The organism is Burkholderia sp. AU28863, from assembly GCF_002223195.1.
Taxonomy (GTDB): domain Bacteria; phylum Pseudomonadota; class Gammaproteobacteria; order Burkholderiales; family Burkholderiaceae; genus Burkholderia; species Burkholderia sola.
The window spans coordinates 256,361-272,878 of the sequence record NZ_NKFE01000006.1 but is presented as its reverse complement, the minus strand read 5'-3'; the positions used below and the strand labels follow the sequence as shown (position 1 = coordinate 272,878).

General features: G+C 67.1%; 19 protein-coding genes. 7 read left to right on the top strand and 12 right to left on the bottom strand.

All coding sequences use genetic code 11. The features are described from left to right. Positions 1-3 precede the first annotated feature (3 nt). From CFB81_RS27870 to dapF, 8 genes are all read right to left on the bottom strand, one after another. Positions 4-756, bottom strand: a complete 753-nt coding sequence (locus CFB81_RS27870) for an SDR family NAD(P)-dependent oxidoreductase (RefSeq protein ID WP_089437294.1) — start codon at positions 754-756, stop codon at positions 4-6. A 40-nt stretch (positions 757-796) separates the two neighbouring features. Beyond that, on the bottom strand, positions 797-1,312 hold the full coding sequence (locus CFB81_RS27865) for an Ohr family peroxiredoxin (RefSeq protein WP_069621681.1): 516 nt from the start codon (positions 1,310-1,312) through the stop codon (positions 797-799). A 25-nt stretch (positions 1,313-1,337) separates the two neighbouring features. Then, the gene (locus CFB81_RS27860) at positions 1,338-2,093 is read right to left on the bottom strand and encodes an SDR family oxidoreductase (protein WP_089437293.1); all 756 of its coding nucleotides are present in this window, start codon (positions 2,091-2,093) and stop codon (positions 1,338-1,340) included. A 208-nt stretch (positions 2,094-2,301) separates the two neighbouring features. Beyond that, the gene (locus CFB81_RS27850; protein WP_089437291.1) at positions 2,302-3,306 is read right to left on the bottom strand and encodes a LysR family transcriptional regulator; all 1,005 of its coding nucleotides are present in this window, start codon (positions 3,304-3,306) and stop codon (positions 2,302-2,304) included. Between the two features lie 109 nt (positions 3,307-3,415). Next, positions 3,416-3,820 (bottom strand): cupin domain-containing protein, encoded by a 405-nt coding sequence (locus CFB81_RS27845; protein ID WP_089437290.1) that lies wholly within the window; start codon positions 3,818-3,820, stop codon positions 3,416-3,418. Positions 3,821-3,896: 76 nt separating this feature from the next. Then, positions 3,897-4,376 (bottom strand): carboxymuconolactone decarboxylase family protein, encoded by a 480-nt coding sequence (locus CFB81_RS27840; RefSeq protein WP_069621677.1) that lies wholly within the window; start codon positions 4,374-4,376, stop codon positions 3,897-3,899. 185 nt (positions 4,377-4,561) lie between these two features. Continuing rightward, positions 4,562-5,446 (bottom strand): RNA polymerase sigma-70 factor, encoded by an 885-nt coding sequence (locus CFB81_RS27835; RefSeq protein ID WP_089437289.1) that lies wholly within the window; start codon positions 5,444-5,446, stop codon positions 4,562-4,564. Continuing rightward, the gene (gene dapF / locus CFB81_RS27830) at positions 5,446-6,255 is read right to left on the bottom strand and encodes a diaminopimelate epimerase (protein WP_089437288.1); all 810 of its coding nucleotides are present in this window, start codon (positions 6,253-6,255) and stop codon (positions 5,446-5,448) included. The genes CFB81_RS27835 and dapF overlap by 1 nt, the downstream gene beginning before the upstream one ends. Positions 6,256-6,524: 269 nt before the next feature. Between dapF and CFB81_RS27825 the strand changes: the two genes are divergently transcribed. The 3 genes from CFB81_RS27825 to CFB81_RS27815 all read left to right on the top strand — a co-directional run bounded on the left by CFB81_RS27825 (position 6,525) and on the right by CFB81_RS27815 (position 9,651). After that, on the top strand, positions 6,525-8,603 hold the full coding sequence (locus CFB81_RS27825) for a carbon starvation CstA family protein (RefSeq protein ID WP_050013389.1): 2,079 nt from the start codon (positions 6,525-6,527) through the stop codon (positions 8,601-8,603). A 12-nt stretch (positions 8,604-8,615) separates the two neighbouring features. After that, complete coding sequence (locus CFB81_RS27820) at positions 8,616-8,822, top strand: YbdD/YjiX family protein (RefSeq protein ID WP_050013388.1); 207 nt, start codon at positions 8,616-8,618, stop codon at positions 8,820-8,822. 208 nt (positions 8,823-9,030) lie between these two features. Continuing rightward, positions 9,031-9,651 (top strand): hemolysin III family protein, encoded by a 621-nt coding sequence (locus CFB81_RS27815; RefSeq protein WP_089437287.1) that lies wholly within the window; start codon positions 9,031-9,033, stop codon positions 9,649-9,651. 59 nt (positions 9,652-9,710) lie between these two features. Here CFB81_RS27815 and CFB81_RS27810 read toward each other — a convergent pair whose 3' ends face one another. Together CFB81_RS27810 and CFB81_RS27805 are read right to left on the bottom strand one after the other, a co-directional pair. Further along, positions 9,711-10,136, bottom strand: coding sequence for a nuclear transport factor 2 family protein (locus CFB81_RS27810; RefSeq protein ID WP_089437286.1), 426 nt, complete (start codon positions 10,134-10,136; stop codon positions 9,711-9,713). Between the two features lie 118 nt (positions 10,137-10,254). Further along, positions 10,255-10,608, bottom strand: a complete 354-nt coding sequence (locus CFB81_RS27805) for a DOPA 4,5-dioxygenase family protein (RefSeq protein WP_069621673.1) — start codon at positions 10,606-10,608, stop codon at positions 10,255-10,257. 486 nt (positions 10,609-11,094) lie between these two features. Between CFB81_RS27805 and CFB81_RS27800 the strand changes: the two genes are divergently transcribed. The 3 genes from CFB81_RS27800 (at position 11,095) to CFB81_RS27785 (ending at position 12,605) form a co-directional block, all read left to right on the top strand. After that, positions 11,095-11,472: a hypothetical protein gene (locus CFB81_RS27800; protein ID WP_089437285.1), complete on the top strand. Its 378-nt coding sequence runs from the start codon at positions 11,095-11,097 to the stop codon at positions 11,470-11,472. 223 nt (positions 11,473-11,695) lie between these two features. Beyond that, the gene (locus CFB81_RS27790; protein WP_089437283.1) at positions 11,696-12,175 is read left to right on the top strand and encodes a hypothetical protein; all 480 of its coding nucleotides are present in this window, start codon (positions 11,696-11,698) and stop codon (positions 12,173-12,175) included. Positions 12,176-12,344: 169 nt separating this feature from the next. Beyond that, positions 12,345-12,605, top strand: a complete 261-nt coding sequence (locus CFB81_RS27785) for a hypothetical protein (protein WP_089437282.1) — start codon at positions 12,345-12,347, stop codon at positions 12,603-12,605. Between the two features lie 154 nt (positions 12,606-12,759). On the opposite strand, the gene hpnH is transcribed toward CFB81_RS27785, so the two are convergent. Together hpnH and ispH are read right to left on the bottom strand one after the other, a co-directional pair. After that, entirely contained in the window at positions 12,760-13,920 is a 1,161-nt protein-coding gene (gene hpnH, locus CFB81_RS27780) for an adenosyl-hopene transferase HpnH (RefSeq protein ID WP_006480287.1), read from the bottom strand. 12 nt (positions 13,921-13,932) lie between these two features. Further along, positions 13,933-14,874, bottom strand: a complete 942-nt coding sequence (gene ispH, locus CFB81_RS27775) for a 4-hydroxy-3-methylbut-2-enyl diphosphate reductase (RefSeq protein ID WP_050013381.1) — start codon at positions 14,872-14,874, stop codon at positions 13,933-13,935. 403 nt (positions 14,875-15,277) lie between these two features. Here ispH and CFB81_RS27770 point away from each other — a divergent pair, with 403 nt between their 5' ends. Beyond that, on the top strand, positions 15,278-16,465 hold the full coding sequence (locus tag CFB81_RS27770) for a glycosyltransferase (RefSeq protein ID WP_069621669.1): 1,188 nt from the start codon (positions 15,278-15,280) through the stop codon (positions 16,463-16,465). Positions 16,466-16,518: the final 53 nt, after the last annotated feature.

Here is a 16,518-nt window from a genome sequence, read left to right as displayed (position 1 = left end):
CGGTCAGGTTGCGTCGAGTCCGCCGTCGACCGTGATCACCTGCCCCGTCATCCATGCCGCCTGCGGCGACGCGAGCGACACGATCCAGTTTGCGACATCCGCGGGGTCGCCGCGCCGGCCAAGCGGAATGCGCGCACGTTCCTGCGCCTTGATCGCTTCGATGTCGCTTTCCGACAGCCTCATCCGTTCCGACAGGAAGTCCGTTTCCGTCGGGCCCGCCGCAACGGCGTTCACGCGTACGCCCGCCGATGCGAGCTCGAGCGCCCAGCAGCGCGTCAGATGCTCGAGCGCGGCCTTGCTCGCCGCATAGTGCGACAACAGCGCCGCGGCCTTGTGTCCGAACGTGCTCGACACGTTGACGATGCTGCCGCGCGTCGCTTTCAGATGCGGCAGCGCGGCGGTCGCGAGCATCGACGGTCCGAGCGTATTGACGGAGAAGATCGCGCTGATCGCATCGAAGGTCGCCGACTCGAGCGGCAGGATTGCCCCGGCGCCCGCATTGTTGACCAGCACGTCGAGCCGCCCCGCCAGTGCGACCGTTGCGTCGATCGTGCGCGTGGCGTCGGCCGGATTGCCGGCATCCGCGACCACGTAATCGATGCGCGGCGCGCGGCGCGCGGCGGCGGAAAGCGCATCTTCGCGGCGGCCCGTGATGACGACGCGCGCGCCTTCGCGTGCGAACGCGACGGCCGCCGCCAGCCCGATGCCGGCACCGCCGCCGGTAATAAGGACCACCTTGTTGTCGAATGACTGCATGACTTCCTCGTAAAGATGATGAGTGGAACGTTCGTGCCGTCTAGCGTTCGGGCACGTCGTCCGCCGGCGCGAGCGCCACGACATGGCTGATCCCTTCGTGCGCCATCTTCGTATACGGGCTGAAGCGCTCCGTATTGCGGACGAGCTCTTCCGCCACCGCGCGTTCGACGCCCGGCAGCCGCACGTGAATGTTCGCGTTCAGCATGAACAGCCCGTCCACCGGATCGCGGCAGAAGTCGATCGATGCGGATACCGATGCGCCGGCGATCGACACGCCCGCCCGTGCGGCCAGCAGGCTCAGCGCGCCGTGAAAGCACGCCGCATAGCTCGCGGCGAACAGTTGCTCCGGGTTCGGGCCGTCGCCGGGGCCGCCGAGCGCGGACGGCAGGCGCAGCTCGACATCGAGGCGCCCGTCGTCGGAACGCGCGACGCCCGATGCGCGGCCGTGCTCCGCCGCGCCGCCCGTGACGGTCACCGTCGTCGAGTACAGCGTCTGCGGTTCCCGCCCGCGATACCGGTCGAGCAGCGATAGCGGCGGCGGGCGCAGCGGCGTCATGGCGAGCGTGATCCGGCGGTGGCGGTCAGCGCGCGAGCGCGTTCTGCCGGAACCATGCGTCGAAGTTCGTCGCGCCGAGGCGCGCACCGGGCGCCGGCACGAGCGTGTCGTCCTGCAGCACCGCGCCGAAGTAGTCGGCGCCCGCATCCCGGGTCACCGTGCGTGCGTCGTGCGTGGCCGACAGGAAACGCTCGACCAGGTCGGCGATCCGCACCCGCTCGGGGCCGCCGATTTCGACGATGCCGTTGCGCGGCGCGTCGAGCGCGAAGTCGGTCACGGCGGCCGCGACGTCGTCCGAAGCGATCGGCTGGAAGTGCGCGGTGGTCAAGCGGACCGTGTCGCCTTGCGCGCCAGCCTGCGCGATCGCGCCGACGAATTCGAAGAACTGCGTCGAGCGCACGATCGTGTACGGCACGCCGGCTTCGCGGATCAGGTTCTCCTGGATGATCTTGCCGCGGAAATACGCGCTCTGCTGCAGCCGGTCGGTGCCGACCACCGACAACGCGACGTGATGGCGCACGCCGGCCGCGCGCTCCGCGGCGAACAGGTTGTGCCCCGACGCCTCGAAGAACGCCTTCACGGCCGCTTCCTCGAACGACGGCGAATTCGCGAGATCGACGACGACCTCCGCGCCGGCCAGCGCGGCGTCCAGTCCCGCGCCCGTGATCGTATCGACGCCCGTCGACGGCGCGGCCGCCACCGCGTCGTGGCCGCGCGCGATCAGGTTCCTGACGACCTTGCTGCCGATGAGGCCGGTACCGCCAATCACGACGATTTTCACGATTGCTCTCCTTGAATGGGCAGCGCGCGACAGGCGCGCCGCTTGAATCTGCCGAAACCGGCGCCCATCGCGTTCGTGCGATCGAGCCGGCAGGTTGCCGAACGGCGCAGCGCCGTATTCGCGTGCCTGTCGAACAGCCCGCATCGTAGGCATGCGCCGCGCGATCCGGTAGAGGCCGGCAGGCCCTCACGATGTTGCCGGAAATGCATCAATCGATCGTCTCCAGCGGCGCCAGCGTCGTCATCGTCGTCAGGCACTGCAGGTCGCGCGCCCGCGTCTGTTCGATCATGTAGTCGATGAACACGCGGATGCGCGTGGGCAGATGCTTGCGGCTCAGGTAGCAGAGATAGTGGCCGCCGTCGTCCGGTGCGTGCTGGCCGAGACAGCTCAGCAGTTGGCCGTCGGCGAGCAGGTCGCACACCTGGTACGCGGGTAACTGCGCGATGCCGAGCCCGTCGAGCGCCGCGCGCACGACGAGGTCGATGTCGTTGAACGTGTGATGCGCGGCGAGCTGGCGCCGCTGCGTCACCCCGTCGATCCTGAATTCCCATTCCGTCACGCGGCCCGACGCGGTGCACTGGTTGATGCAGCGATGCCGCGCCAGTTCGTCGACGTGGCGCGGCAAGCCGTGCCGGTGCGCGTACGACGGCGACGCGCACACGATCATCTGCATCGGAATCAGCCGGCGCGCGACGATCGCACTGTCTTCCATGCGGCCGTCGCGAAACGCGACGTCGATGCGGTCGGCGGAGAAATCGGCCGGGCGGTCGTTCAACAGCAGGTCGAGCGTGATGTCCGGATACCGCGCATGGAAATCGCGCAGCAGCGGCGCGATGACCTTGCGGCCGAAGCCCGGCGTCGAGCCGACGCGCAGGTGTCCGCTCGGCGGCCCGCTGCGCAGTTCGCGCATGTCCTCGAGCGCCTGCGCCAGATGCTCGATGCCGGGCCGGCAGTTTTCGTAGAACAGCTCGCCTTCGCGCGTCAGCGACATGCTGCGGGTGGTGCGCTGGAACAGACGTGCGTCGAGCCGGTCCTCGAGGCGTTGGACATGGCGGCTGACCGACGAGCGGCCGACGCCGAGGCGATCGGCGGCGCGCGCGAAGCTGCCTTCCGTGACGACGGCGAGGAACGTGACCACGCCGGCATAGCAGGTCGAGAAACTGCGCGCGAACGGATCGTCGGCATCGGGGCGGCGGATGGAGGTGTCAGGCATGGAGGCGCTGGAATCGTGGTGTCCGTATGCGACTAGACGTTTCAGCGTTGCCGCCTGTGACACCGCCCGCCGCATTTTTTCAGAAAGGGCGCGGCGGCGTGCGACCCGGTTATTTTTCCGGCACGAGCACGGGCGCGCCCTGGTCCTTCAATAGCAGCACGATGAACTTCGCGGGCCGGGTCCGGCTCGCGTTGCGTCCGACCGTGTGCAGGTCGTTCGGGCCCTCGTAGAAGGTCTGGCCCGGCTTCAGCGTGACGGGCTCCCCGCCCTTCACCTGCATCACGATCGATCCTTCGACGACATAGACGAAGGCCTCGGCGTGGTGGCGGTGGACGGGGTCGACCGCGCCGGGCGGATACTCGACCGAGATCATCTGCGCTTCCTTGCCCGGGTATGCGTCGAGCGGCTTGGTCATCAGCGGCGTGACGATGGCCGACGGCGCCGCGCGAACGGCGCCGGTCGCGGCGCCCGCGATGACGAGCGCGGACGCGATCGCGTGTTTCATGCGAATCATGGTGGTGGCTTCCGGTGGGCCGCCGGCCGACGGCCGGCAGCGAGAGAGGGGGCCGACAGTCGGTCGCGCCCGCAGGTCAGGCGAGATTCGCCTTGTCGAGGCCGTATGCCTTGTCGGCTGAGCCCGGTACGGTCCGGAACGCGACATTCGCGCGGTTCCAGCCGTTGATGGCCATCACTTCGAACGTCAGGTCCGACAATTCCTTTTCGGAGAACTGCCCGCGCACGCGATCGTAGAGGTCGTCCGGCACGCCGTGCTCGGGCAGGGTCGTCAGCACTTCGGTCCACGCGAGCGCGGCCCGCTCGCGCGGCGAGAACAGCGTCGATTCGCGCCACGTCGCCAGATGGTGGAGTCGCAGCTCGCGCTCGCCGTGAAGGCGCGCTTCCTTCACGTGCATGTCGAGACAGAACGCGCAGCCATTGATTTGCGACGCCCGGGCGGACACGAGATCGCGGATCGATTCCTCGATCGCGCTGCTGCGCAGCAGGTTGCTGAGTTCGAGGAATTGCCTGAACAGCTCGGGCGATTGATGCATGTAGTTGAGACGCTGCGTCATGATTTCTCCTGGCGACGAAGAGGCTGGCCCGCGATAAGCGGGTGTCGTGGGCGGCGGGGCGCCGCGCGAAATCATCTTAGGAGTGTGCGCCGGTACGCGGTAGCCACGCACAGGGACGCATCGTGTTGCGCGCGCTGCACCAATCCGCGCGCGACGGCGGGCGCGGCCGGCGCGCGCTCCACGCGTCAGCCGGCGGCGCAGGCGGCGGCGATCCGCGCGAGCTTGTCGGGGTTGCGCTGCACGAGAATCCGGCCGATGCGCGTGCCGTCGGTCTCGAACGACATCGCCGCTTCGAGTTGGCCATCGATGAAACGCAGCATCGCCCACTGGCCGTTCAGCACGACCGGCCGCATCTCGACACCGCTGCCGTAGCGCAACCACGTCGCATAGAACAGTTGAGCGATCCGCCGGCCGCCGACCATCGGTTTCGGGAAGCTCTGGACGTGGCCGCCGCCGTCGCCGATCAGCATCGCGTCTTCGGCGAGCAGCGCCTGGATCGACGGGAAGTCGCCGTGCGCGAGCGCATGCGTGAACGTCTGCAGCAGCCGGCGATGCGTGTCGTGCGGCACCGCATGCCGCGGCTGCGTATCGTCGCGCAGCCGCGCCCGGGCCCGGCTGACCAGCTGTCGGCACGCGGCTTCGGTCTTGCCGATCGCGTCGGCGATCCGGTCGTAGTCGAATTCGAAGATTTCATGCAGCAGGAACGCCGCGCGCGCTTCCGGCGTCAGCCGTTCGAGCAACAGCAGGTACGCGACCGATACGTCGTTCGCGCGCTCCGTCATTTCCTCGGGCGTTGCCGGCGATTCGCCGAGTTCCGGTTCCGGCAGCCAGATGCCCGTGTAGTGCTCGCGCCGGAGCTTCGCCGCGCGCAGGCGATCGATCGAGGTCCGCGTCGTGACCGCGACGAGCCACGCCTCGGCGTTCTCGATACTGTCGCGCGCCGCGTCGTGCCAGCGCAGCCACACGTCCTGCACGATGTCCTCGGCATCCGCGACGGAGCCGAGCATCCGGTATGCGATCTTCTGCAGGCGCGGGCGCAGCGCATGGAAGGTTTGTGCGTCGTCGGTCATCACAGCCACACCCCGCTGAACCCGAACGTTACCGGCCCGCTCAGGAACACGCTGCCGGCGCCGTCCCATCGAACGGTGACGTCGCCGCCGTCGCATGTCACCCGCACGGTGTCGTGGAGCAGCCCGCGCCGGATGCCGTTGACCGCCGCGCCGCACGAACACGAGCCGGAGCCGAGCGGCACGCCGCCGCCGCGTTCCCAGATGCGCAGACGAATGTGCGCGCGATCGATGACCTGAACGGCATGCACGTTGGTTTTCTGCGGAAACAGCGGATGTGTTTCGATCGCCGGGCCGAGTGCTTCGATATCGACTGCGGCGACATCGTCGACGAAGAACGTGCAGTGCGGATTGCCCATGCTGCATGCGGCCGGCGTGCCGGGCAGCGGCAGGGCGAGCGTGTCGACGGCCTGCGAGAGCGGCACGTCCTGCCAGCCGAGCCGCGGCGCGCCCATTTCGACCTGGATCAGCCCGTCCGCATCCCGAGAACAATGCAGGCGCCCGCGATTCGTGCGCAGCACGACCGACGCCGCGCCGGTTTCCCGCATCAGCTTCCACGCGACGCCGCGCGTCGCGCTGCCGCAGGTATCGAGCGCCGAGCCGTCGCGGTTCCAGAACGCGACGCACGCGGCCGCGTCGTCGCCGTCCGAGATCACCGCGAGCTGGTTGAAGCCGATGCCGCGATGCCGGTCGCCCATGCGCCCCACGAGGTCGCGATCGATGTGCTGCGCGGGATCGTGTTCCTGACCGCGCAGGTCGACGATGACGAAGTCATCGCCATTCGCGTTCATCTTCTGAAATCCGATCGGCATGGCGGTTCCGGAATGGAGGCAGGCAAATACTGTACGTGGCTCGCCGATCGCGGGCAATCGTGGCCTGACGACGGGCGGACGGCACGCGTCTACGTAATTCTACGTAGATCGTCATACGTAGTTATCCGCTTGTAAGCATCCCCCGTCGCGCGGAATACTACGGCCCATCGCCGCGGTCTCTGCGAGGCCGCGGCACGACGCATCGACGTCACGCGGGTTCGGCCCCTCGCCGCATCCACTCAAAAACACATTGGAGACCAGGAGACGCCATGAATCGGGCTTCCAGTACCCTGCTATGGATCGCGGTCGCGCTGCTCGGCGCGTTCGCATTCGGCACGATCGCACTCGCGCACGGCGAACGCGTCAGTGCCCTCTGGATCGTGATCGCCGCAGTCTGCGTGTATCTGATCGCGTATCGCTTCTACAGTCGTTTCATCGCCAGCAAGGTCATGCAGCTCGACGGGCTGCGGATGACGCCGGCGGTCAAGTACAACGACGGCCTCGACTACGTGCCGACCAACAAGTACGTGCTGTTCGGCCATCACTTCGCCGCGATCGCCGGCGCCGGGCCGCTGGTCGGCCCCGTGCTCGCCGCGCAGATGGGCTACACGCCCGGCATGCTGTGGATCCTGGCCGGCGTCGTGTTCGCCGGCGCGGTGCAGGATTTCATCGTGCTGTTCATCTCGACGCGCCGCGACGGCCGTTCGCTCGGCGACCTCGTCAAGATGGAGCTCGGCACGGTGCCCGGCGTGATCGCGCTGTTCGGCGCGTTCCTGATCATGGTGATCATCCTCGCGGTGCTCGCGCTGATCGTCGTGAAGGCGCTGACCAATTCTCCGTGGGGCACGTTCACCGTCGCCGCGACGATTCCGATCGCGCTGTTCATGGGCGTCTATACGCGCTACATCCGCCCGGGCCGCATCGGCGAAGTGTCGATCATCGGCTTCATCGGGCTGATGGCGGCGATCGCGTTCGGTCAGAACGTGGCCGCCTCGCCGGCGATCGCCGCGTGGTTCACGTTCAGCGGCACGCAGCTCACGTGGATCCTGATCGGCTACGGCTTCGTCGCATCGGTGCTGCCGGTGTGGCTGCTGCTCGCGCCGCGCGACTACCTGTCGACGTTCCTGAAGATCGGCACGATCCTCGGCCTCGCGATCGGCATCCTGGTCGTCGCACCGGAGCTGAAGATGCCCGCGCTGACGAAGTTCGTCGACGGCACGGGCCCGGTGTGGGCGGGCAACCTGTTCCCGTTCCTGTTCATCACGATCGCGTGCGGCGCCGTATCGGGCTTCCACGCGCTGATCTCGTCGGGCACGACGCCGAAGCTGATCGACAACGAAACCAACGCGCGCTTCATCGGTTACGGCGCGATGCTGATGGAATCGTTCGTCGCGATCATGGCGCTGGTCGCCGCGTGCGTGATCGAGCCGGGCATCTACTTCGCGATGAACGCGCCGGCCGCCGTGCTCGGCTCGACGCCGGAAGCGGTCGCGAATACCGTCACGCAATGGGGCTTCGTGCTGACGCCCGACATGCTGACGCAGACGGCCAAGGCCGTCGGCGAAACCACGATCATCGCGCGGGCGGGCGGCGCGCCGACGCTGGCCGTCGGCATGGCGCACATCCTGCACCAGGTGATCGGCGGCGAAGCGATGATGGCGTTCTGGTATCACTTCGCGATCCTGTTCGAGGCGCTGTTCATCCTGACGGCCGTCGACGCGGGCACGCGTGCGGGCCGCTTCATGCTGCAGGATCTGCTCGGCACGTTCCACCCGGCGCTCAAGCGCACCGAATCGCTGCCCGCGAACCTCGTCGCCACCGCGCTGTGCGTGGCCGCGTGGGGCTACTTTCTGTACCAGGGCGTGGTCGATCCGCTCGGCGGCATCAACACGCTGTGGCCGCTGTTTGGCATCTCGAACCAGATGCTCGCCGCGATCGCGCTGGTGCTCGGCACCGTCGTGCTGTTCAAGATGAAGCGCGAGCGCTATGCGTGGGTGACGATCGTGCCGACCGCGTGGCTGCTGATCTGCACGCTGACGGCCGGCTGGCAAAAGATTTTCGACGCGAACCCGAAGGTCAGCTTCCTCGCGCACGCCGCGAAGCTGCAGGCCGCGGTGGATGAAGGCAAGGTGCTCGCGCCGGCGAAGTCGATCGCGCAGATGAAACGCATCATCTTCAATGACTACATCGATGCGGCGCTGGCCGGGCTGTTCATCTTCGTCGTCGTGGCGATCGCGGTATACGGCCTGCTCGCCGTGCTGCGCGCGCGCCGCGAGTCGAAGCCGACCGTGCGCGAGACGCCGTACGAAGCGATGCCGGCCGCGCAGGCGCTCGGCAGCGGACGTTAAGGGGAGGCCGCGATGTTCAGCGATCTTGGCGGCGACCTGCGCAGCGCGGGTCGTTACCTTGGGCAGGCGTTGCGGCTGATGGTCGGCCTGCCCGACTACGATACCTACGTCGCGCACATGCGCGACACCCATCCGGACCGTGAGCCGATGACGTACGAGGAATTCTTCCGCGAACGTCAGAATGCGCGGTACGGGTCGGGGGCGGGGAAGTGTTGTTGAACCGGGCCGTTGCAATGACCTGACGAATCGGTTCGGGATCGAAACGGAAGCGCCGCGATGGCTGTCGCGGCGCTTTTTCTTTGGCGGGCCGGCGGCGCGCATCGCACGGCGCTCGCGTGCCGTTTGCCCGGGCGCAGCGCGGCGGCGTCCGGCCGCCGGTATCATGAGGGCACTTTCTTTTTCCCGATGGATCGCAGGAGAACACGTCGTGCATGTCGGTGAGCGTTTCAACAGCATTTCCCATCTCGTCGGCGCGGTGCTGTCGGTGGCGGGCCTCGTCGCGCTCGTGACGATGGGCGCGCTCGAAGGCGACCCGTACAAGGTGGTGAGCTTCAGCGTGTACGGCGCGATGCTGATCCTGCTCTACGCGATCTCGACGGCGTATCACAGCGTGCGCAACCCACGCCTGAAGGCGATCCTGCAGAAATGCGACCATGCGGCGATCTACCTGCTGATCGCCGGCAGCTACACGCCGTTCACGCTCGTCACGCTGCGCGGCCCGTGGGGCTGGTCGTTGTTCGGCGTGAGTTGGGGGCTCGCCGTGTTCGGTATCGTGCAGGAGCTCACGCTCGGGCGCCGCACGCGCCTGCTGTCGATGATCCTGTACGTGCTGATGGGCTGGCTCGCGCTCGTCGCCGTGCGTCCGCTGATCTATGCGCTGCCGCCGATCGGCACCGCGTGGCTCGTGGCCGGCGGCGTGATCTACAGCGCGGGGATCTACTTCTTCATCAACGACGAACGCATCCGCCACGGGCACGGCATCTGGCATCTGTTCGTGCTGGCCGGCAGCCTGTGCCAGTTCGTCAGTGTCGCGATGTATGTCGCATGAGCAGCATCGGGCATTGAGCGTGTGATGCGCTGCGCGTGGCGAGTCGGCCGGAGAGTGCGCTACCGGCGCGAGGCCTCCCGCAGCGCGCCGAAGCCTACCCACCCCCAGTACACGCGATGATGCGCGATCAACCCGTCGCGCAGATCCATCACCTCGACGAGATCCACCTGATCGCCGTCCGGCGTTGCGCGCGGGTATTCCCAGACGAGCTGGCGGCCATTCGAGAAGAACAGTCCGGTCCGGTACCAGCGTCCGAGCGGGTTGTCCGGATTGCGCAGGCCGGCCGCGAAGAACGCGCCGATCGCGGCCTTGCCTTGCAGCATGCCCGAGCCGTGTTCGGGCAGCGTGGCGACGACGAGCGGCGTTTCGAGCACTGCGTCGTCGGCATATAGCGACATCAGCGCGTCGAGGTCGCGGGCGACGACGGCGGCGTGCCAGTCTTCATGGATGCGCCGGGCGTCGGCGTCGATGTTTGCGCGTGTCATCGCGGGTTTCCGGAAGTCGATCACGGAAACCACTGTAGGGGTGGGTCGCCGCGAGACGTTTCACGTCGACCCGAAACATGGATGCCGGGCCGCGCGGCGCTCGCTCGGAGGGCTGCCCTTAGCCGGCCAGCGCGTCGAGATTCAGCGCATACGATTTGCCGATCCACACCGCGCAATCGCGGTGGTCGCGCAGTTCGTCGTGCGTATTCGGATGCAGGAAGATGTCGAGCGCGCCGTGGTTCAGCACGAGCCACGGCACGATGTCGTCGAATCGCGCGGCATCGAACGCGATCTGATACGACCACGCCGGATGCGGGCCGACGAGGCGTTCGTGAAAGCGGCCGAGTTCGATGACCGCGCCGAACCGCGCGTCGACAACCTGGCGAAACGCCCAGGCCGCGTCGCGGCTCGCCGCATCGAAATAGACGTGCGCGTGCCAGCTGTCGATGGCGGTACTGTCGAGGGCGACCATGGAGAGGCTCGATTAAAAAATGAAAATGCCTGAGATGCCGTGCGAAACGGCCGATACGTGATTATCGCGCGTCCTTGCCGTTTGCGTCGTGTCTCAATTCGGGAGCGCGATGTGGATGATTTGTCCTGCATCAGAATCGGCTGATCCGACGAAATTGCTTCGATGGTATCCGCATGCGCGATATCACGCCGGAAGCCTTATGCCCGGGCGCACCCGCCGGAATCGCACCGACAACACGTCATTTCGGAAATTGAAAGAGCGGGCGAGCACCCCACCGTATCGCCGGTAAAAATCCGATCAGATCGTTGAATGAAATAAAGAAATTCCATTTCGACGGGATACGCGAACGACGCAGCTTGCACGCCGAATGCACGGCTGAAAATAACAATTGCGGATTCGGCTATTCAAGCGGGATGCGTCCCGACATACGATGATTTCAACGCATCGATGATGGATCGATGCGGGGACAACCATCTGGAGGCCATTATGCGATCCCTCGTTCCCGTTGCCGTTCTTTCCTGCGCACTCGCTGCGCTGCCGGCCGTCAGCTTCGCGCAGTCGATCGGCGCCGCCGACACCTCGCATGCCGCGCCGTTGACCTGGTCGGCGGCGCGCGCCGAAACCGATGTCCAGCTGATGCAGATGACGCGTGCCGGCTATCGCGCGACGACGGCCGGCAACCAGAACTATCCGCTCGCGATGCAGCGGGCGCTCGAACGTGTGTACAACCCGGTGCCTGACCGGTGGCGCGACGAAAAGGCCGCGATGGAAGCGCGGGCGGCCCGCGACGTGCAGAGCGGCCATCCGGTCAAGGCGTTCTTCGTGAAAACCGCGTACTACCTGAAGGGCGAGAACACGTTTTGACGCAGGAGACGAACATGGCATGCGCTGACCGACTGCTCGGCGTGTGGCGTGCGTCGGCGATACGCAGGCTGCCGCGGGCGGGCACGGCGCGACGGCACGCCGACGTGCGCGGCACGCGCCACCGAGCGGATGGCCTGCGTGACGCGGGCCGGTGCGAGCTCGCATGCGGCTGTGCGCGGTCCGGGTCGGTGCCGGACGGCACGTGCGCGAGCGAGGGCGAATCATGAAGGCTGCCCGAAAAGGGCGGCGCCATCCGCCGTTGACGCGCGAATTGCTGCTGCCGCTGCCGCCCGCGCATGCCCGCGACATCTCGCTGAAATGCCACATGGCGCTGGTCGCGCTGCGCGGCGAGCACGGTAGCGCAACGTTGCTGATGCGGCTGCGCACGAGCGTGTATCTGGTGTTCCTCGCGCTCGACGATGCGGTTTCTCCGGACGCGACCATCGACCTGTGCGTCGACGCGGAGCGCGTGCTGGACGCGAGCGTGGCGCGCGCCGCGCAAAGCGGTGCGTGGACGCTGCACGCCGACGAATGCGCGGTGCTCGAACGCGTACTTGCCGCGAACGACGCATGCGTCGCGACGCTCACGCGGCATCGGCTGGCCGAGCTGTGGCGTCACGTCTGCACGTTCGCTTCCGCCGAACAGCCGGGGATCGTCGCGCAGGCGGCGGCGAAGATGCGGGCGCCGGCCGTTCTGCATTGAATCGCTGGCTGCGGGCCGTGTTTCATACCCGTCCGATTCCATCGCGTGGACGCGCGCCGTCTAATGACAGGACTGGAACCCGGCGAGGCCGGGCGACGAGGATTCATCCTCGCGTTTGCGGCGATCGTGCGTGTCGACGCGAACGCATTCGTTTCGGTCAGGAGGAGCGATGGCGCTATACAGGAGCGGCGGCTACTTCACGTGCGGAAGTGGCCGCGCATTCAGCGAGAACCTGCCGCCGGGCAGCAAGGTGACGGTGGCGGGCATTTATCGATGCACCGTGTGCGGCGACGAAATCGGTATTGCGAAATGGCAGATGCTGCCGTCCGAGGACGCGCATCGGCATGATCTCGATCCGCCGTCCGACCCGCTGCTCGATCCGGGGCCGACCGCGTGGCAACTGATCGCCGCGGCGGAATCGCGCAGCTAGGCAACCGACGTTCGCCGCTGCGCGCAGGCGCGTGAGCGCAATGCGTCACACGGCGTCCGCCAAAACAAAAAGCGCCGCGGAGCGAACTCCGTGGCGCTTCTTCGATACCAGGCCGCTGCGAAGGCGCGACCCTCCGCGCGGTGAAACGCGCTGCTTAAGCGGCCGTTGCCGACTTCGCCGGCTTCTGCAGCTTGCCCTTGCCGGCGCGCTGGATTTCCTCGAGCTTGATCTCGACGTGGCGCGAGAACACGTACTCGGCCGGACGCTGCTTCGCGATCGAGATGTCCGGTGCGAACGGGCCGTCGGTCTTGATGCCCTTGCGGCTCACGCGCAGCGCCTTCAGCGGGTTCGAGATCGTGTCCATCACGGCCGTGGCCTCGAAGCCGCAGTGGACCATGCAGTCCGCGCACTTCTCGTAGTTGCCGACGCCGTAGTTGTCCCACTCCGTCGTTTCCATCAGTTCCTTGAAGGTCTTCACGTAACCTTCGCCGACCAGGTAGCACGGCTTCTGCCAGCCGAACACCGTACGCGCCGGGTTGCCCCACGGCGTGCACTTGTAGGTCTGGTTGCCGGCCAGGAAGTCGAGGAACAGCGACGACTGGCTGAACGACCAGCGCTTGCCGCCTTCGCCGCGCTTCAGGATTTCGCGGAACAGGTTCTTCGTCTTATCGCGGTTCAGGAAGTGCTGCTGATCCGGCGCGCGCTCGTATGCATAGCCCGGCGATACGGTGATGCCGTCGACGCCGATCGGGCCCAGCGTGTCGAAGAACTTCGCGACGCGCTCGGGGATCGCATCATTGAACAGCGTGCAGTTGATGTTCACGCGGAAGCCACGGCGCTTCGCTTCCTTGATCGCCGCGACCGCCTTGTCGTACACGCCTTCCTGCGACACGGAATGGTCGTGCATGTCCTTGTCGCCGTCGAGGTGGACCGACCACACGAAATACGGGCTCGGCTGGTAGTCGTCCATCTTCTTTTCCATCAGGAGCGCGTTCGTGCACAGGTACACGAACTTCTTGCGCTTCATGATGCCCTTGACGATTTCCGGCATCTCCTTGTGGAGCAGCGGCTCGCCGCCGGCGATCGACACGACGGGGGCGCCGCATTCGTCGACCGCCTGCAGGCATTCCTCGACGGACAGGCGCTGGTTCAGGATCGGATCCGGATAATCGATCTTGCCGCAGCCGTTGCACGCGAGGTTGCAGCGGAACAGCGGCTCGAGCATCAGCGCGAGCGGATAGCGTTTGTTGCCGGACAGGTGCTGGCGCACGATGTAGGCGCCGACACGGACTTGCTGGAGCAGCGGAATAGACAAGGGATGTCCTCCTTAAACTTCGCGGGCGACAGCTTGCGTGAGCTTCGCCGGCAACTTGAATTCGACTTTTTCTTCACGGCCCGCCATCGTCGCGACATCGACGGGCCCCAGCGCGCGCAGCGCGCCGATTACATCCTCGACCATTTCTTCGGGCGCCGACGCGCCGGCGGTCAGGCCGACCGTCTGCACGCCCGCGAACCATTCGGCCTTCACTTCCGAGCCGTCGGCGACGAGATAGCTCGGCACACCGCTTTCGGTGCCGATCTCGCGCAGGCGGTTCGAGTTCGAGCTGTTCGTCGCACCGACGACGAGCAGCACGTCAACCTGTTCGCTCAGTTCGCGCACGGCGGCCTGGCGATTCTGCGTCGCATAGCAGATGTCGCGCGTGTCCGGGCCGACCAGGTCGGTGAACCGGCGCTGCAGCGCTTCGATGATGCCGCGCGTGTCGTCGACCGACAGCGTGGTCTGCGTGATGTACGCGACCGGCGTATCGACGGGCAGCGTCAGCGTATCGACTTCGGCTTCGCTCTGCACGAGGATCACCTCGGCCGGAATCTGGCCGATCGTGCCCTCGACTTCCGGGTGGCCCGCGTGACCGATCAGGATCAGCCGGCGGCCCGCCGCGACGTACTGGCGGCCCTGCACGTGCACTTTCGTGACGAGCGGGCAGGTCGCGTCGAGCACGTCGAGCCCGCGCGTTTGCGCGTCGCGCTCGACCGTCTGGGCGACACCGTGCGCGCTGAAGATCGCGACAGCGCCGTGCGGCACCTCGTCGAGTTCCTCAACGAATCGTGCCCCTTTATTACGCAGATTTTCGACGACATGCCGGTTGTGCACGATCTCATGACGCACATAGACCGGCGCACCGTGCTGTTGCAGCGCGCGATCGACGATCTCGATCGCACGGACAACCCCCGCACAGAAGCCGCGGGGCTGGGCAAGGATGACTCGCATAAGTGAGCGAACTCCGACGACAGACGCCGGGGTTCGAGGCGCTTGGCACGCGCTTGCTCGCCCCGGCTTGATGTTATGAAGGCAGGAACGAACCGGCCGGCCAGGCCCCGGAACCCCGAATTAATCGCGCATTTTAACCCTATCGGGCCGTCCTTGCTTCGGTGCCGTGTCGGCACCGTTGCAATTGCGGGAGAGCCGCGTCGGCGCTGGCGCGCGCGGAACCCGGTAAACTGCGCGGTTTCGCGGGCGGCCGTTCCGGCTGCCCGCCATCGCGCTCATTTCAAGGCCATTCGATGACCGTCGATTCTCACGCATATTGCCCGTCCGCCCGTACGGCGTCGGATGTTTTGTTCCAGACCCTTATTAATACCGAACCAGCCGGCGTGCGGCAGGAGGCAGGCCGATGATGCTCGCAATCGCTTTCCTGGTGTCCGGCCTGTCGCTGGTGATCTGGATCGTGCTGCTCGTCGCGCGCGGCGGCTTCTGGCGCGCGCAGCCCGCGCGGCCGCTGCCGCCCGACGCGCGCGGCGCGGCAGCCGACGCCGGCTGGCCGGCGGTCGTGGCGGTCGTGCCGGCGCGCAACGAAGCCGACGTGATCGCCCGTGCGGCGACTTCGCTGCTCGAGCAGGACTATCCGGGCGACTTCCATCTGATCATCGTCGACGACCACAGCGACGACGGCACCGCCGACGCGGCCCGCGCGGCCGCGCTCGCGATCAACCGCGCCGACCGGCTGACGGTGCTGAGCGCGAAGCCGCTGCCGGCCGGCTGGTCGGGCAAGGTGTGGGCACAGTCGCAGGGGATCGCGGCCGTCCGGACGCTCGGCCTGCCGGCCGACTACCTGCTGCTGACGGATGCCGACATCGGCCATCCGCCCGACGCCGTCGCGCAGCTCGTCACGCGCGCCCAGGCCGAGCAGCGCGATCTCGTGTCGCTGATGGTGCGGCTGCGCTGCGACTCGTTCTGGGAAAAGGCGCTGATCCCGGCGTTCGTGTTCTTCTTCGCGAAGCTGTACCCGTTCTCGTGGATCAACAACCCGCGCAACCGGACGGCCGGCGCCGCCGGCGGCTGCATGCTCGTGAAGCGCACGGCGCTCGAGGAAGCGGGCGGCATCGAATCGATTCGCGGCGCGCTGATCGACGACTGCAGCCTCGCCGCGCAGATCAAGCATCGCGGCGGCGGCCACCATCCGATCCGGCTCGATCTCGCCGATCGCAGCGTGTCGTTGCGCCCGTACGACAGCTGGCGCGATATCTGGAACATGATCGCGCGCACCGCGTTCACGCAGCTGCACTATTCGCCGCTGCTGCTGGCCGGCACGCTGCTCGGGATGACGATCATCTATCTGGTGCCGCCCGTCGTCGCGCTCGCGTACGGCGCGCGCGCATGGCCGGCGTGGCTCGCGTGGGCGTCGATGTGCGCCGCGTATGCGCCGATGCTGCGCTACTATCGGCGCTCGCCGCTGTGGGCGCCGGCGCTGCCGCTCGTCGCGCTGTTCTATGTGGGCGCGACCTTCGCGTCCGCATGGCGTTACTGGCGCGGCAAGGGCGGCCAGTGGAAGGCGCGCGTGCAGGCGCCGGTGGAGCGTTGACCCGCGCCGGCGGATGCCGGCCGTCCCGCTAAACCGGAACGCCGAAAGCACAC

Coding starts and splice junctions, on each gene's coding strand:
- CFB81_RS27870 (WP_089437294.1), bottom strand. CDS start 756: ATGCAGTCATTCGACAACAAGGTGGTCCTTATTACCGGCGGCGGTGCC.
- CFB81_RS27865 (WP_069621681.1), bottom strand. CDS start 1,312: ATGACGCCGCTGCGCCCGCCGCCGCTATCGCTGCTCGACCGGTATCGC.
- CFB81_RS27850 (WP_089437291.1), bottom strand. CDS start 3,306: ATGCCTGACACCTCCATCCGCCGCCCCGATGCCGACGATCCGTTCGCG.
- CFB81_RS27845 (WP_089437290.1), bottom strand. CDS start 3,820: ATGATTCGCATGAAACACGCGATCGCGTCCGCGCTCGTCATCGCGGGC.
- CFB81_RS27840 (WP_069621677.1), bottom strand. CDS start 4,376: ATGACGCAGCGTCTCAACTACATGCATCAATCGCCCGAGCTGTTCAGG.
- CFB81_RS27835 (WP_089437289.1), bottom strand. CDS start 5,446: ATGACCGACGACGCACAAACCTTCCATGCGCTGCGCCCGCGCCTGCAG.
- dapF (WP_089437288.1), bottom strand. CDS start 6,255: ATGCCGATCGGATTTCAGAAGATGAACGCGAATGGCGATGACTTCGTC.
- CFB81_RS27825 (WP_050013389.1), top strand. CDS start 6,525: ATGAATCGGGCTTCCAGTACCCTGCTATGGATCGCGGTCGCGCTGCTC.
- CFB81_RS27820 (WP_050013388.1), top strand. CDS start 8,616: ATGTTCAGCGATCTTGGCGGCGACCTGCGCAGCGCGGGTCGTTACCTT.
- CFB81_RS27810 (WP_089437286.1), bottom strand. CDS start 10,136: ATGACACGCGCAAACATCGACGCCGACGCCCGGCGCATCCATGAAGAC.
- CFB81_RS27805 (WP_069621673.1), bottom strand. CDS start 10,608: ATGGTCGCCCTCGACAGTACCGCCATCGACAGCTGGCACGCGCACGTC.
- CFB81_RS27800 (WP_089437285.1), top strand. CDS start 11,095: ATGCGATCCCTCGTTCCCGTTGCCGTTCTTTCCTGCGCACTCGCTGCG.
- CFB81_RS27790 (WP_089437283.1), top strand. CDS start 11,696: ATGAAGGCTGCCCGAAAAGGGCGGCGCCATCCGCCGTTGACGCGCGAA.
- CFB81_RS27785 (WP_089437282.1), top strand. CDS start 12,345: ATGGCGCTATACAGGAGCGGCGGCTACTTCACGTGCGGAAGTGGCCGC.
- ispH (WP_050013381.1), bottom strand. CDS start 14,874: ATGCGAGTCATCCTTGCCCAGCCCCGCGGCTTCTGTGCGGGGGTTGTC.
- CFB81_RS27770 (WP_069621669.1), top strand. CDS start 15,278: ATGATGCTCGCAATCGCTTTCCTGGTGTCCGGCCTGTCGCTGGTGATC.